General features: G+C 40.8%; 8 protein-coding genes. 4 read left to right on the top strand and 4 right to left on the bottom strand.

The annotated features are described in order from the left end of the window. Positions 1-246: 246 nt before the first annotated feature. Positions 247-1,341 carry a DUF695 domain-containing protein gene (locus tag JET18_RS00770; protein ID WP_202088474.1) on the bottom strand — a complete coding sequence of 365 codons (1,095 nt, stop codon included), beginning with the start codon at positions 1,339-1,341 and terminating at the stop codon, positions 247-249. Positions 1,342-1,344: 3 nt separating this feature from the next. Then, the gene (gene hutI / locus JET18_RS00765) at positions 1,345-2,571 is read right to left on the bottom strand and encodes an imidazolonepropionase (RefSeq protein ID WP_202088472.1); all 1,227 of its coding nucleotides are present in this window, start codon (positions 2,569-2,571) and stop codon (positions 1,345-1,347) included. A 193-nt stretch (positions 2,572-2,764) separates the two neighbouring features. Here hutI and ruvB point away from each other — a divergent pair, with 193 nt between their 5' ends. The 4 genes from ruvB to coaE are packed head-to-tail and all read left to right on the top strand — an operon-like array spanning position 2,765 to position 5,919. Continuing rightward, entirely contained in the window at positions 2,765-3,787 is a 1,023-nt protein-coding gene (gene ruvB / locus JET18_RS00760) for a Holliday junction branch migration DNA helicase RuvB (protein WP_202088470.1), read from the top strand. Between the two features lie 6 nt (positions 3,788-3,793). Then, positions 3,794-4,405 carry an FMN-binding negative transcriptional regulator gene (locus JET18_RS00755; protein WP_202088468.1) on the top strand — a complete coding sequence of 204 codons (612 nt, stop codon included), beginning with the start codon at positions 3,794-3,796 and terminating at the stop codon, positions 4,403-4,405. A 14-nt stretch (positions 4,406-4,419) separates the two neighbouring features. After that, the gene (locus tag JET18_RS00750) at positions 4,420-5,286 is read left to right on the top strand and encodes an MBL fold metallo-hydrolase (RefSeq protein WP_202088466.1); all 867 of its coding nucleotides are present in this window, start codon (positions 4,420-4,422) and stop codon (positions 5,284-5,286) included. Positions 5,287-5,295: 9 nt separating this feature from the next. Next, positions 5,296-5,919 carry a dephospho-CoA kinase gene (gene coaE / locus JET18_RS00745; protein ID WP_202088464.1) on the top strand — a complete coding sequence of 208 codons (624 nt, stop codon included), beginning with the start codon at positions 5,296-5,298 and terminating at the stop codon, positions 5,917-5,919. A gap of 373 nt (positions 5,920-6,292) precedes the next feature. Here the strand turns inward: coaE and JET18_RS00740 are convergent, their stop codons facing one another. Together JET18_RS00740 and JET18_RS00735 are read right to left on the bottom strand one after the other, a co-directional pair. Beyond that, on the bottom strand, positions 6,293-8,713 hold the full coding sequence (locus JET18_RS00740) for a fibronectin type III domain-containing protein (protein WP_202088462.1): 2,421 nt from the start codon (positions 8,711-8,713) through the stop codon (positions 6,293-6,295). Between the two features lie 425 nt (positions 8,714-9,138). Beyond that, positions 9,139-14,115: a GEVED domain-containing protein gene (locus tag JET18_RS00735; RefSeq protein ID WP_202088460.1), complete on the bottom strand. Its 4,977-nt coding sequence runs from the start codon at positions 14,113-14,115 to the stop codon at positions 9,139-9,141. Between the last annotated feature and the right edge of the window lie 124 nt (positions 14,116-14,239).

The raw sequence follows: 14,239 nt of genomic DNA, 5'->3' as shown, positions 1-14,239 counted from the left end.
CCTTTATTTTTTCGTATTTTAATATTGACAGACACCTGGCATAGCCCTGGCTGAAGTACTCAAAGAATAATATGACTGCTTTATTTTCCTTATCAAGGAGTGTACTTAAGAACTATAGAAAGTTACTGTTTTCTTCAAAGATTGAACAGTAACGGGGGCACAATATAAGGAAACTTATATAAAAAAATAAAAATCAAGGCCGGGAATCGGTCTCATCCGCCTGTCCCAGCCCGCTAAAAATCTGCTTTAATTGACGTTATAGCGTTCAAAACTCTGCCAGTATTTATCCTTGTAAATTTCAAGCGAAATTGTATACTGAGGATTTTTTTTGATGATCTGATCCAAAATTTTTGAAGGCTGTCTGAAGTCTTTGCTGGCAAAATAAATGCTTTTGGAACTGTCTGCCGTTTCTCTTCCGATGTACAGATGCCCGTCTTCCGGACTAAGAAGTTCGGCAGCCCGGTCTTCAATATCATTCATTGCATTGTAATCTTTTTCTCCCGGAAAACCATCATTCCTGCTTCCGTCATAAGAAATCTTCAGCACCGAAATCCATGGATACGATGCTTTTGCATTGTACTTCAGCAAAGAAGCATTCACAGTGGCCATAAGCGGCATTCCGTTTTCCAAAGTAGCTTCAAGAAGGGAAAACTGATCTTCCGTTTCGAGCTTCATATCTTTATACTTCTCTGTAAATTCCCTTTCTCGCCAGAGAAGAAATTCTTTTAACTTTTCTATCGGAATAAGTTCCTGTTCAGCTTCATTTTTACCAATCACACTGAAAGTATCAATCTGAGTGGCAAAATTCAGTTCACCGAGGAAATTATCCAGAAAAATACAGATTCCTGTTGTGGCTGCACCTCTGTTTTCCTCGTTCAGATCATTATAGACGAATGCCAGATCTATCTCATCCGGATAGCCTTCTATTTCATTGGAGTAAAAGTAAATATTGTCTTTTGTGAACTCGCAGTCATTCATCCGGATGCCTACGTTTTCAATATCTGTTTCAGGTTTGAGGGCGGTTATCTTCCAGTGGTCCATCTTTGGAGCAGCGGCAACAAGTTCTTCTGCAAAAATAATCTTTTTAACATCACCTTCTACCGTAATGATAAGCTCTGCGGTATGGTCGTCAGACATTCCTGAGAGGAAATAATATCCCTCATTTACTTTTGAAAGTTCAGGAGCCATGATATCGAAAAACTGCGTTTCAATATGTTCTCTGTTTTTAACCACTTCAAAAAAGGCTTTCTCTTTGGTCAAAAACCAATCCCAGAATTCTTTGTAGGTTCTGCTTCCTTTTTCCGGCTGTTTTTTACCCAGAATCTTATCAAAAATCCCCATACTCTAATGAATTTGAGTTCCACCAATATACACATGTTCCGCATTCAGGCTTCCCTGATTGTACAGAACATTCTGGAAATTATCGGTTTTAAAAGTCACAAAATCTGCTTTTTTACCTTTTTCCAGCTTTCCGATATCTTCAAGACCTAAGGCATAGGCAGCACGGAAAGTCATTCCTGCCAATACCTCAGCGGTCGTTAGTTTTTCAAATGTTGCCAAAATAGAAGCCTGGGTAATTAAATTCCCCATCGGTGCAGATCCCGGATTCCAGTCACTGGCAATCGCTACGATCGCTCCGGCATCCAGTAATTTTCTGGCTGGTGTAAATTTTTCACCCAATCCTAAGCTTGCTCCCGGAAGTGCAGTAGCTACAGTATCTGATTGTGCTAAAAACTCAATATCTTCGTCAATGGTTGCTTCCAGATGGTCTGCAGATTTCGCTCCTACTTCCACGGCAATTCTTGAACTTCCCGGAGTAAACTGGTCGGCATGAACCGTAATATCGAAACCTAAGTCTTTAGTTTTAACAAGAAAATCTTTGCTTTCTTCTGGCTGGAATGCAGATTTTTCGATGAATATATCTACACGCTGGGCAAGTCCTTCTTCTTTTACTTTGGGTAAAATTTCGGTCAGGATGTAATTTAAATATTCTGTATTGCTTCCTTCAAAATCTCTTGGCTTCAGGTGTGCGGAAAGACAGGTAGGAACCAGTTTAGCTTTCGTCTGATCCTGTGCTTTTTTAATTATTCTAAGCATTTTCAGCTCGTTTTCCACATCTAAACCGTAACCGCTTTTTATTTCAATCGTTGTAATTCCCAGTGACACCAGAAAATTGATTCTTTCCACTAATGTTTTTAACAATTCCGCTTCTGAAGCATTTCTCGTATGCTGTACAGAACTCCAGATTCCGCCGCCGCTTTCTGCAATTTCAAGATAGGTTTTCCCTGCATTACGCATCGCAAAATCATTGGCACGGTTTCCCCCGAAACAGATATGCGTATGAGCATCTACAAACCCGGGAAGAACAATCTGCTCTCCTTCAATGGTTTCAGTCTCTATATTTTGATTTTCAGATTTCAGGGTTTCGAAATTTCCAACTTCCTGAATTTCTCCGTGATTCACCACAATTCCTCCGTCTGTAATAATATCTATCTGTTCATCGGAAAGTTTTCCTCTTAAAGGAAGATTGGCAAGTGTTATTATCTGCTTGAAAGGGCCTATTAACTTCATTGATCTTAAGCTACCGCTTGTTTATAATTAATTTACTCTCAAAAATACTTAAAATATATTAATCCTCTAAATCCAAGTTAGCCTTTACCTTAACCTCAGCCTCTGTCTCAGCCTTTTCAATCCCTGAATTTTCTCAGTCTAAACCTCAACCTTAGTCTAAATTTGTTATCTTTGAGGTAAATGAAATGAATTAATGCCAGATTTTTTACATCCAGACAGGGAAAACTACTCGCATGAAGAGCTTATGCAGGAGGAGCAGATCCGTCCCCAGAGTTTTAAGGACTTTGCGGGACAGAGAAAAACTTTGGAAAACCTTGAAGTTTTTGTCAGTGCTGCCAAAAAACGGGGGGGTGCTCTTGATCATGTTCTTCTTCATGGTCCGCCGGGTCTTGGTAAAACCACTTTAGCCAATATTATCGCGAATGAACTTGGAGTAGGCTGTAAGATTACTTCCGGTCCTGTTTTGGACAAACCCGGAAGTTTAGCGGGTTTACTAACGAATCTGGAGGAAAATGATGTTCTTTTTATTGATGAAATCCACCGTCTGTCGCCTATTGTGGAAGAGTACCTGTATTCTGCCATGGAGGATTATAAGATAGACATTATGCTGGAAACCGGCCCTAATGCGAGAAGTGTACAGATCGGCCTGAATCCTTTTACTTTGGTAGGTGCTACCACAAGAAGCGGAATGCTGACAAAGCCGATGCTGGCCAGATTTGGAATTCAAAGCAGGCTTGAGTATTATTCGGTTGAGCTTTTATCGATGATTATTCAGAGAAGTGCAAGGGTTTTGGGATGTAAGATTTATGAAGATGCCGCTATAGAAATTGCGAGAAGAAGCCGTGGAACTCCCAGAATTGCGAATGCTCTGCTAAGAAGGGTACGTGATTTCGCTGAGATCAAAGGGAACGGAGAAATTGAGATCAACATCACAAAATATGCATTGAATTCTCTTAATGTGGATGAATTTGGTTTGGATGAAATGGATAATAAAATCATGCGTGTCATGATTGAAAACTTCAAAGGAAAACCGGTAGGAATTTCCGCGCTGGCGACTTCCATTGCTGAAAATCCGGAAACATTGGAAGAAGTTTACGAACCGTTTCTGATTCAGGAAGGATTCATCATCAGAACACCGAGAGGAAGAGAAGTGACCGACAAAGCTTATCAGCATTTAAACATAACCAGACCGAAAAGTCCTGGAGAATTATTTTAACCATCTATGTTTGTTCCAAAGTTATACAGAAGTGAAGATGATGAACTGATGAAAGAAATCATCAGGGAAAATGCATTTGCCTTACTTATTTCTTCGGTTGAAAAAATAAGAGCGACTCATGCGATGATGATGCTTAATGAAGATGATCCTGAGAATATCTATGTGGAAACTCATATTTCCAGAGCCAATCCTCAGGCAAAGACCATTAAGGACGGAGATGAAGTGCTCTGTGATTTTCTGGGAGCTCATGCTTATATTTCGAGCAGCTGGTATGATCATATCAATGTTTCCACATGGAATTATGAAGCGGTACAGATCCACGGAAAAGTGCAGCTGATGAATCATGATGAACTGTACAATCATCTGGAAAAACTAACTGCGAAATATGAAAATTTCCAGAAGTGTCCGATGATGGTCAAAGATATGGGCAGAGAATTTGTGGAAAAAGAAATGAAGGGTGCTTTCGGAATGAAAATATTTCCGACGGAAATATTCATCAAGCAGAAACTTTCTCAGAACAGGAAAGAACATGATTATCTGAATATTATCTCAGAACTTGAACAATCCGATGAGAACGGCAGAAAAGTTGCGGAGAAAATGAAATTAATAAAGAAATAATAATCAAAATATATATGAAGCTATATCCAATACAATGTGGAAAATTTAAACTGGACGGCGGTGCCATGTTTGGAGTCGTCCCAAAGAGTCTGTGGGAAAAAACCAATCCTGCAGACGACAAAAACCTGATTGAACTGGGAACCAGATCCCTGCTTATAGAAGACGGCAAGAAGCTGATCCTTGTGGACTGCGGTCTCGGCAATAAACAAGATGATAAATTCTTCGGGCATTATTCGCTTTGGGGAGATGACAGTCTTGATAAAAATCTAAAGAAATTCGGCTTCGTAAGAGAAGATATTACGGATGTATTCTTTACGCACCTTCACTTTGACCACTGTGGTGGCGCTATTGAATGGAATGACGACAGAACCGGATACAGACCTGCTTTTAAAAATGCACAGTTCTGGACGAATGAGAACCACTGGAAATGGGCTACAGAACCTAATCCACGAGAGAAAGCAAGCTTTTTGAAAGAGAATATCCTTCCAATCCAGGAGAGCGGACAGCTTAACTTTCTGCCGCTTCCTACCACAGGAAATTATGGTTTTGCTCCTGATCTGAAGATGGATGTGATTTTCGTAGACGGACACACGGAAAAACAAATGCTTCCGGTGATCCAGTACCAGGAAAAGACAATTGTGTTTGCAGCGGATCTTATTCCTACTGCGGGACACATCAACCAGGTTTACGTGATGGGATATGATACCAGACCTCTCCTGACTATGGAAGAGAAAGGAAAGTTCCTGAAACAGTGCGTAGATAACGAATATTTACTGTTCTTTGAGCACGATGCCCACAACGAACTGGCGAGTCTTAAAATGACTGAAAAAGGGGTAAGACTGGACGAGATCCACAGCTTTAATGATGTTTTTGGATATTAATTTTGAACTATGGAAGAATTACATTCAGAAACACAGAAAGCAGAACCGGAACCCAAGATCATTGGACTTACCGGGGGAATTGGTTCAGGAAAGACAACCGTAGCCCGATTCATTGAGGAATTCGGATTCCCGGTTTATTATTCCGATGACCGGGCAAAAGCCATCGTGAACGAAAGCGAGGATTTAAAAGTAAGAATCAAAGCATTACTGGGCGATAAGGCCTATGATGAAAATGGTTTGTACGACAGAAAATTTGTCGCCGAAAAAGTATTCAGCAATAAGGAACAGCTTCATGAATTAAATGAAATTATTCATCCGGCGGTAAGGATTGATTTTGAAGAATGGCTTAACAAGCAGACTAAATATTTAGTCTTTAAGGAAACAGCCTTATTATTTGAATTAAAGCTGAATAGGCAATGCTACAAATCGCTTCTGGTGACTGCCGAAGATAATATCAGAGCGAAAAGAGTGATGGACAGGGACGGAAAAACCTACCGTGAAGTAGAAGCCGTCATGGAAAAGCAAATGCCGGAAAAAGATAAGATCAAGCTGGCAGACTGTATTATTCACAACAATACTAACCTGGAGGATCTTAAGGAACAGACCGAACAGATCATCTTCAGTATCGAATAAAATAAACCCCGCCGGAAACAATTCTGACGGGGTTTTTAGAATCCCGGAGTTGGTTACGAATTTATAAAAATGCAAATTCCTATCAGGCAGACATTAAGAATTTAACGCAAAGATGAAATATTTCAAACACAAATTTCACAATAAATTCACGGATAACACTAATCTGATAAGCAAAAAAAATCTGTGTCATTCGTGTGATCTGCGGGAGATTTTAGCGCAAAATTTCTATGAATATATGTTTGATTTAAGGGAAGCAAAGAATTCTGATTTCGTCAGTGATTAAGCGTAAATAAAACATCCGCCCATAAAGTTCTGATATACAAAAAAGACTGTCCTTATAGAACAGTCTTTTCGTTTATTAAAATTTTAAGGTTTATCTTTTGATGAATTTCCCCTGAATGGAATTCCCCTGATCCTGGATATCAATGACATATACTCCACTCACCAGCTGGCTCACATCGATTTTATTATTCAGCAATACTCCGCTTGACACAAGCTTACCAGCGTGATAAAGCTTATAATTGGCTTTACTGCTGATATTCTTAACATTCAAAATTGTGCTTACCGGATTTGGATAGAATAAGAAGTCATTCTGATTAAGCGGGTTAAATACTGCATTTTTAAAGATTCTGACCTTATAATCTTCCACTTCTCCTTCCGCAAAATTCGTACATGCTACAGGAATATCATTTCTTCTCATTGCCACTCTCATAACCACATATTTATCATCAGTCATGCTTACAACAGCATTGGCCGGCACATCAAAGGTTACTTTAACAGGCGTTACCGTGTTAGGGCCAGAAGCCATTATTCTTTCATCAATACCAAATTCTCCGTCCCTGTTGAAATCTATCCACGCCGCAATTCCTTCATTATAGTTCGTACCTGTCCATTTTTTCTCTATGGTAATCTCATTACCGGTAGAACCCTGAACCAGCTCTATCAATGCCTTCGGAGTTTGTGTATAATCCGTATAGACTGATGCTGCTGATGTATTTTCCATCAGAGGTCTGCCGGCCGGTTTTACGGTAACTTTTGCAATATGTTCTCCAGCTGAACTTCCTGACGCCATACCACAGTACTGTACTGTAGGTGTTGTAAAAAAGTACGGAGGTGTAAAGCTGCCAGGTGTCCCGTTACAGATGTTGGCAACCTGAAGCTCATATTTGGTAAGCTCTATCAGCCCTGTTAATGTATACGTGTTATTAGGCGTCTGAATTTCTGTCCAGCTCGGAATTCCCACTTTTCTGTATCTCAGAATATAAGTGGCTCCAGGGAAAGGATCCCATGTGATTTGTGCTGTTGTAGGCAGAAGCTGAAGCATGGTAAGCCCGGAAGGCGGCAATTCACACGTTCTTTCCGTAGTAAATACTTTCGAATTCGAGAACGTTTCAGGAGGGCACTGGCTGGCTACCTGAACTTCATACGTTTTGTTGGGAGCAAGGCCTGGAAGAACATAGGTACTGGCAGGAGGTACCGGAAGATTGACAAAATTCCATGGGATGGTTCCCACTTCTCTCCATCTCAGTCTGTAGGTAAGGTTTGCGGCTACCGGTGACCATGCTATTGATGCGGAATTGGTTGTAATATTATTTACGGTTACATTCGGAGGAGACGGATCACATCTTGTTGTAAATTCATTATGAGAGTAAGGTCCTGTCGTATCATTACATACCAAGGCTACTTCTACTTCGTATAAAGTATTCGGGATTAAATTCGTTAAATTAAGAGCATTTCCGGCTGCCGGAGGGAATGCTACGGGTTGATTTACAGTATTCCATGTTGTTGTTCCTACGGCTCTGTATCTTACTTTATAAGAATCTGCTCCATTATTCAGAGGCCAGGTTACCGAAGCTGAATTATGGGTAATTGCATTGACTGATACTACAGAAGTAGCTGTACTGCATATTTTTGTTGTAAAACCGGGTCCCGGTACCCAGGCACTCTTATCTGTTGCACTGCATGCAGAACGTACCCACCAAAAGTAGGAAGTGTTTACTGATAGTTGATTTACATTAACAGAAACATTATTTGAAGTTCCTGTTGCTGCTGTACCATTATTGGGCGCATTATTTACGGTTGAAAGATAGTATTCATATCCGTTGGCCGGTACCTGAGCGGGTGCTGTCCAGTTCAGGGTTGCGGTGGTAGGTGTTACTGCGGTTGCGGTAGGCCCGGTTGGTGGAAAACAGGCGTTAATCAGGATATTATCTACAGTAGCCGGCGGCTGTGTACCCGCACTGGCATTATTCGTCCATTCAAATACCAAACGCATATTGGCACCTGCAAAAGAACTTATATTCACATTGGTATTGAGATAGGACTGCCAGGTACCCTGTCCGTTATAATCGGTCCCTACTTTTATTCTTCCAGCCGCCGGGGTAATCTGTACTCCTGCTGCAGGTGTATAATTGGCAGGAACAAGCCATATTCTCAGGTAGTCCTGGGCATTCTCTCCTGCAGCCCTCCAATCGAAAGATACGCTGCAAACTGTGGTTCCTGCAGGAATAACGATATCTTTGTGGGCATGAACAACACTGGCAGCAGCTATATTGTAATTATTGGCAGTTGCTGTTGTATTGGAAATATAAATAGCATTAGGTGGATTTCCCGATGCGCTGCCGTAGAACCATTTATTGGTTTGTGTACCATTCACAAAAGTAAAATTACCATTGCTCGCGGTAAAACTTTCGCTATAAGGAAAAGGTGAGGTTGTAGGAATACATGCACCTGTTATAAAACCAATAAGAAAGAGGTATAATAACATGGTTAATAAAGAGTAGTTTTTAGTCATAGCTTTTTCTATATTATATGTTGTAAATTTTCTGATCCTGTTTTAATCTATGAATACGGACAAACCCATTGCTTATCCATCAGCCATCAAATACTATTTCCCAAAGCATTATCTTTTCTCTAACCAAACATATGTATTTTTGAACATCAACATTACGTGAAATAACAAAATCTTCTCAAATTCATTTGATGATTTGCAATAATCTCATCGTTTCTGTTTATAATTTGACAAATATAAACAAAACACACATATAAAATGATTATTAAATAACAAAAACTATTAAATATTAAAAATATAATTTAAAAAAACATTATAACTAAAAAAAATTCATAAAATATAAATTAAAGCGAAAAAAAAATCATACAAAACCCATAATTAAAAAAGCCCTCATTACGAGGGCTTTATCTATTTTTGAAATTTAAATATTATTCTTTAATAAACTTCTTTTGTACCGATTTTCCATTGTCTTCGATATCTATGACATAAACCCCGTTGATCAGTTTACTTACATTGATCTGGTTGTTCAGTAAAATACCTTCACCAATGATCTGCGCTGCCGCATTATAAATCTTGTACTTCGCTCTTTTGCTGATATTTTTCACATACAGCACTGAACTTACCGGGTTAGGATAAATCATAATATCCGTCTGGTTAACCGGGTTGGCAATTCCAGGCTTAGAAATTCTGACAGAGTAATCTTCTACTTCTCCATCTTTAATCTTCATACAATTCACCGGAATTCCGCCTCTCATGAGAGCCACTCTCATCACTACATATTTGTAACTGGTCATGCTTACAAAAGCGTCATTAGGCACAGTAAATGTTCCCGTTACAGGACTTGTAGTGTTTGGTGGTGATGCCAGTACTCTTTCTTCAGGATCAAAATAACCGTTTCTGTTGAAGTCAATCCATACCGCAATACCTTCGTCGTGATTGGTTCCGTTCCATTTTTTCTCAATGGTAATGGTATTCCCTGCAGAACCCTGAACCATTTCAATGAATGTTCCCTGAACTCCTGTATAATCTGTATACGTTGAAGGTCCGGAAGCGTTCTCCATCTTAGGTCTTCCGTTCGGGATAACCGTTACTTTGGAGATATGCTCATTCGCTGAGCTCTCGGAAGTCATCTGGCAGTAGATCACAGTTGGTGTTGTAAAATAATACGGAGGGGTGTAAGTACCCGGCGTACCGTTACAGATATTCACCACCTGCATTTCATATTTCGTGTCTTCTATTAATCCTGTTATTGTATGAGCATTCACAGCCACTGGAATGTTAGTCCAGCTTGGAATCCCTACTTTTCTGTATCTCAGGATATACGTTGCTCCAGGGAAGCCATCCCATACTACTTCAGCCGTTGTAGGAGTAAGCTGGTTGATCGTTAATCCCGGAGGAGCAAGTTCGCATGTTCTTAAGGTGGTAAATACTACAGGATTGGAATACGGATTAGGGTTAGGCTCTCCTGTACACTGGCTGGCCACCTGTACTTCATATTTAGTATATGGATCCAGGTTTGTTAATGGATAGGTGTTGGCAGGCGGAGCCGGTAAGTTTACAGTAGTCCATGCCGCTGCTCCTACTTTTCTCCATCTCATGATATAAGAAGATCCTGCTACCAGTGGCGACCATGTCACGAGTCCTGAATTTGTAGTGATATTGGTCACTGTAATCCCCGGAGGCGTAGGGTCGCATTTTGTCATAAATACTCTGATTGGTGTGAAGTTTCCTACAGAAGTACCACAGTTAGCCGCGATCTGCACTTCGTAGGTAGTGTAAGGCGTCAGGTTATTTAATGTATACGGAACAGCCGTAACGTATACAGAGGTCCATGCTGTAGTTCCCTGTACTCTGTATTGCAACAGATAAGTAAGATTATTCGTTGCACTTGTCCAGTTAATAACCGCTGAATTATGGGTTATTGTTCCAATCGTTGGATTCGTTGGGGTATCTGTACTGCATGGTTTCAGTTTTACCACATAGTCTTCCACTTCACCGTTTATGGCATTCTGACACATCACAGGAGCACTGGAACGTCTCAGCACCACTCTCATTGTCGTAGTCAATGGTCCGTTATAAGCGCCTGCAGGAACAGCAAAATTAGCCGTAACCGGTGTTGTGGTGCTTGATGCTGAAGCCATGATCTGCTCCGATGTTTCAAATGTTCCGTTTCTGTTGAAATCTATCCATGCACTTACTGCATCACTGGCAGTAGCAGCTGTCCATCCTTTTGCTACGGAAATCTGGTTACCTGCTGAACCTATTTCCAGGGTAATAAGGGTAGCCGGTGTGGTATAGCTGGTGTAATTATTCTGTGCAGAGTTATTACTCATTGGTGTAAGGGCAGGATTCACGGAAGTCACAGTTACATTCGAAATGTGGTCGTTAGTTCCTGTACCTGTCATCTGGCAGTACGTAATTGGCGGAGTCGTAAATTGTGTAGAAGGTGAGAATCCTCCCTGAGTTCCATTACATTTTGTAGCTACCTGTACATCATATTGAGTCTGCTCCGTTAAGTTCGGAATCGTGTAGTTATTTCCCGGAGCCGGCACAGGATCTACTGTGGTCCAGGCTGCAGTTCCGGTTTTTCTGTATCTTAAAACGTAGGTTGCATTGGTTGCTGCAATCCACGAAACCGTAGCGGTAGTCGGTGTAAGGTTGGTTACAGTAATATTGGAAGGTGCAGCCGTTGTACACGCAGGCTGATCAATCAGCTTCACTGCATAATCTTCCACTTCCCCATTCGTAAAGTTTCCACACGCAGCCGGGTTCGAAGTATCTCTAAGAACAACACGCATACGGGTTGTAAGAGGTCCTGCATAAGCCGTTGCCGGTACGGTGAATGTTGCCGTTACAGGAGTTACTGTATTGTTGCCTGCATTTAAAATTCTTTCTGTAGTCTCAAAAGTACCGTTTTTGTTAAAATCGATCCATACACTTACCGCTTTACTTGATGTAGCAGCCGGCCAGGATTTAGAGATTGAAAAATTATTGTTAACAGATCCACGTACCAGTGTGATCAGTTTGGCAGCATCGGCAGAATAGTCTGTATAATTCGCAGCAGCCGAGTTGTTGCTCATCGTATAAGAGTTGGTAGCTGCTACCGTTACATTGGAGATATATCCATTATCCGTACTGGTAGAAGTTGCCGCACAATATAACGTTACGAAAGTTGAAACAGGTGAAAAAGTACCTTGTGTTCCTGTACATACATTCGCGATCTGGAATTCATAATGAGTTCCTGCCGCCAGTCCTGTAAGAGTAACGGTATTGGTCGTCGGTGCCGGATTCACTGTAGTCCATGCTGTAGTTCCGGCCACACGGTATTGGAAAACATAGGTTGCATTAAATGATGCATTCCATGTTACGGTTGCCTGTGTCTGTGTAATGGCTGTCACCGTAATTCCTCCAGGAGCATTGGTTGTACAGATTGGAAGCGTATCAATATTTGCAGTACCTATTGCATAGAATACATTATTGATAGCACTTACTCTGATCTTAGCTGTACCTCCTACGGTTAAAGGAAAAGCTGTAAAATCCACAGCCTGGTTTCCGTCATTAGGCGTTGAAGCTGCTACCACATTCCATGTGACACCGTTATCCGTGGTGAAATCTATTTTTACATTGGCTGCATTATAAGGCGCTGCATTGGTATTGACAACATTCCATGTGACGTTGGTAGGACCATTATTATAAACTGTAGTTGGGTTTACTATAAAAGGACCGTTATTTCCTACGATAATCGTCTGTGTGGCAGATTGTGTCTGCTGCTGATTCGCGTTGGGGTTATTATCTCTTGCCGTAACTGTGAATTTGGTTGTTCTTGCTACGGTAGAAACGGCTTCCCAAAGGCTGTTGGCATTATTTAAAACACCTGCCAGTACGGAAGACAGTCTTGGAAAATAGCGGGTAGGACTCGCAGTTGGCGCCACAGATCTGAAAGAAGGACCAGTGGCCGTGTTTCCTAAATTAGCATTATTAATCACTTCATTGGCGATATCCACCTCTTCCCAGTTAAAAGTCATAGGATCATTTTCTGCGTCCGTAGCAGATGCTGTAAGAACGAAGGCTGTTCCCTTAGGAATATTATAAGTAGTAAGGGGTGCAATTACAGGCGGTGTATTCGTAATAGTGGTTTCTATATCACACGTCTTGCTGATCAGGTTGGCCTGAATAGCCGTAATATTCGTCACATTAAAATAAGGATCCGAGTGTGGCTGGACATCTGTAGTAGGTCCGGTAATACCCGCATATCCCATAATACTTGAACCTGAACCGGGTTCTACACTTGTAGGAGATCCCAATTGAGGGGCACTGTATGAAAAACTATGAACACCGCCAAGCTGATGTCCTATTTCATGGGCTACATAATCTATATCAAAATTATCTCCCACCGGTGGATTGCCCCCGGGAGAGGTCCATCCCGAACCTTTATCATTGGAAGTAGGTGATGTATTATCCCGACAGATACATCCTATACATCCGGCATTTCCACCGGCTCCGGGAGGAGAAAACAAATGTCCTATATCATAGTTGGCATTACCTACCCCTGCAGTAATTACATTCTGTACTTGGGAATTCCAGCCTGTGATACCGTTAGCTACTCCATTCTCGGTAGCAGAATAAGGATCCGTGGCTGCATTGGTGTAAATGAGTCCCGGATAATTCTGCAGATTCAGGTGAAGAGCAAAATCTTTTTCATACACTCCGTTGATTCTGGTAATGGTTGCATTCATGGCCGCTAATGCTCCGGCAACCGTACCTCCATGGTATTGGGTATATTCACCACAGACTGAAAGTGCTAATCTCAGCGTTCTGTATTTCTTATCTGAGTTTTTTGAAAAATCACCTGGCTGATTAAAGAAAGCCTTTCCTTTCTGGTGAAGCCCTTCTATCTCATGCTTTGCACTTTCACTTTCTTCAGTGGAACATACGAAACCGGTTTTGTTTTTCCCGCTTTTCGGATGAACCCTGTAAATTGTTTTGCTGGCATTCGCCGGTTCTATAAATTCATAGCCTCCATCCTGCATGATCATCGATTGAAAATCATTAGGCGCAAGACTGAATCTTAAGTATTTGGAAGGATCGTCTATCCCTACTCCAACATAAGAGCCCAGCTGATACTGGTCTGCGAGTTCTTTCACTACAACAGGAAAGCTGTAGACTGCGAATTTCTCAACCTTCCCATCATGTGTAGGAAGAGAAATAATAACAGGTTTTGCATTTTTACCTGTTTCCTCTGCTTTGCTCAGCTGTAGCTTTAGCTGTGAAATATCCAAGGAATAATACCTGTCGGTTTTAGAGCCATCATCTACTCCTTTTGCATTAAACACGGCAGGTGTCCATTGGGCATGGATCATTGCAAACAAACAAAGGAAAAAGAAAGAAATAGATTTTTTTTTCATAACTTTTTCGATATATTGTAATAATTTCACAAATCTAATACATTTTTTAATAATAAGAATATAAACGCATTAATTTATTGAGAACTAAATAAAAAATTACACGATATTGAAAATAATAATTAAT

Origin of the sequence: Chryseobacterium endalhagicum (genome assembly GCF_016745235.1) — a bacterium.
Classification (GTDB): Bacteria; Bacteroidota; Bacteroidia; order Flavobacteriales; family Weeksellaceae; genus Chryseobacterium; species Chryseobacterium endalhagicum.
The sequence above is the reverse complement of the archived record's forward strand: the minus strand, read 5'-3'. Positions and strand labels throughout refer to the sequence as shown.

Excerpts from the sequence above, each read along its gene's own strand:
- JET18_RS00770 (WP_202088474.1), bottom strand. The coding sequence starts at position 1,341 with ATGGGGATTTTTGATAAGATTCTGGGTAAAAAACAGCCGGAAAAAGGA.
- hutI (WP_202088472.1), bottom strand. The coding sequence starts at position 2,571 with ATGAAGTTAATAGGCCCTTTCAAGCAGATAATAACACTTGCCAATCTT.
- ruvB (WP_202088470.1), top strand. The coding sequence starts at position 2,765 with ATGCCAGATTTTTTACATCCAGACAGGGAAAACTACTCGCATGAAGAG.
- JET18_RS00755 (WP_202088468.1), top strand. The coding sequence starts at position 3,794 with ATGTTTGTTCCAAAGTTATACAGAAGTGAAGATGATGAACTGATGAAA.
- JET18_RS00750 (WP_202088466.1), top strand. The coding sequence starts at position 4,420 with ATGAAGCTATATCCAATACAATGTGGAAAATTTAAACTGGACGGCGGT.
- coaE (WP_202088464.1), top strand. The coding sequence starts at position 5,296 with ATGGAAGAATTACATTCAGAAACACAGAAAGCAGAACCGGAACCCAAG.
- JET18_RS00740 (WP_202088462.1), bottom strand. The coding sequence starts at position 8,713 with ATGACTAAAAACTACTCTTTATTAACCATGTTATTATACCTCTTTCTT.
- JET18_RS00735 (WP_202088460.1), bottom strand. The coding sequence starts at position 14,115 with ATGAAAAAAAAATCTATTTCTTTCTTTTTCCTTTGTTTGTTTGCAATG.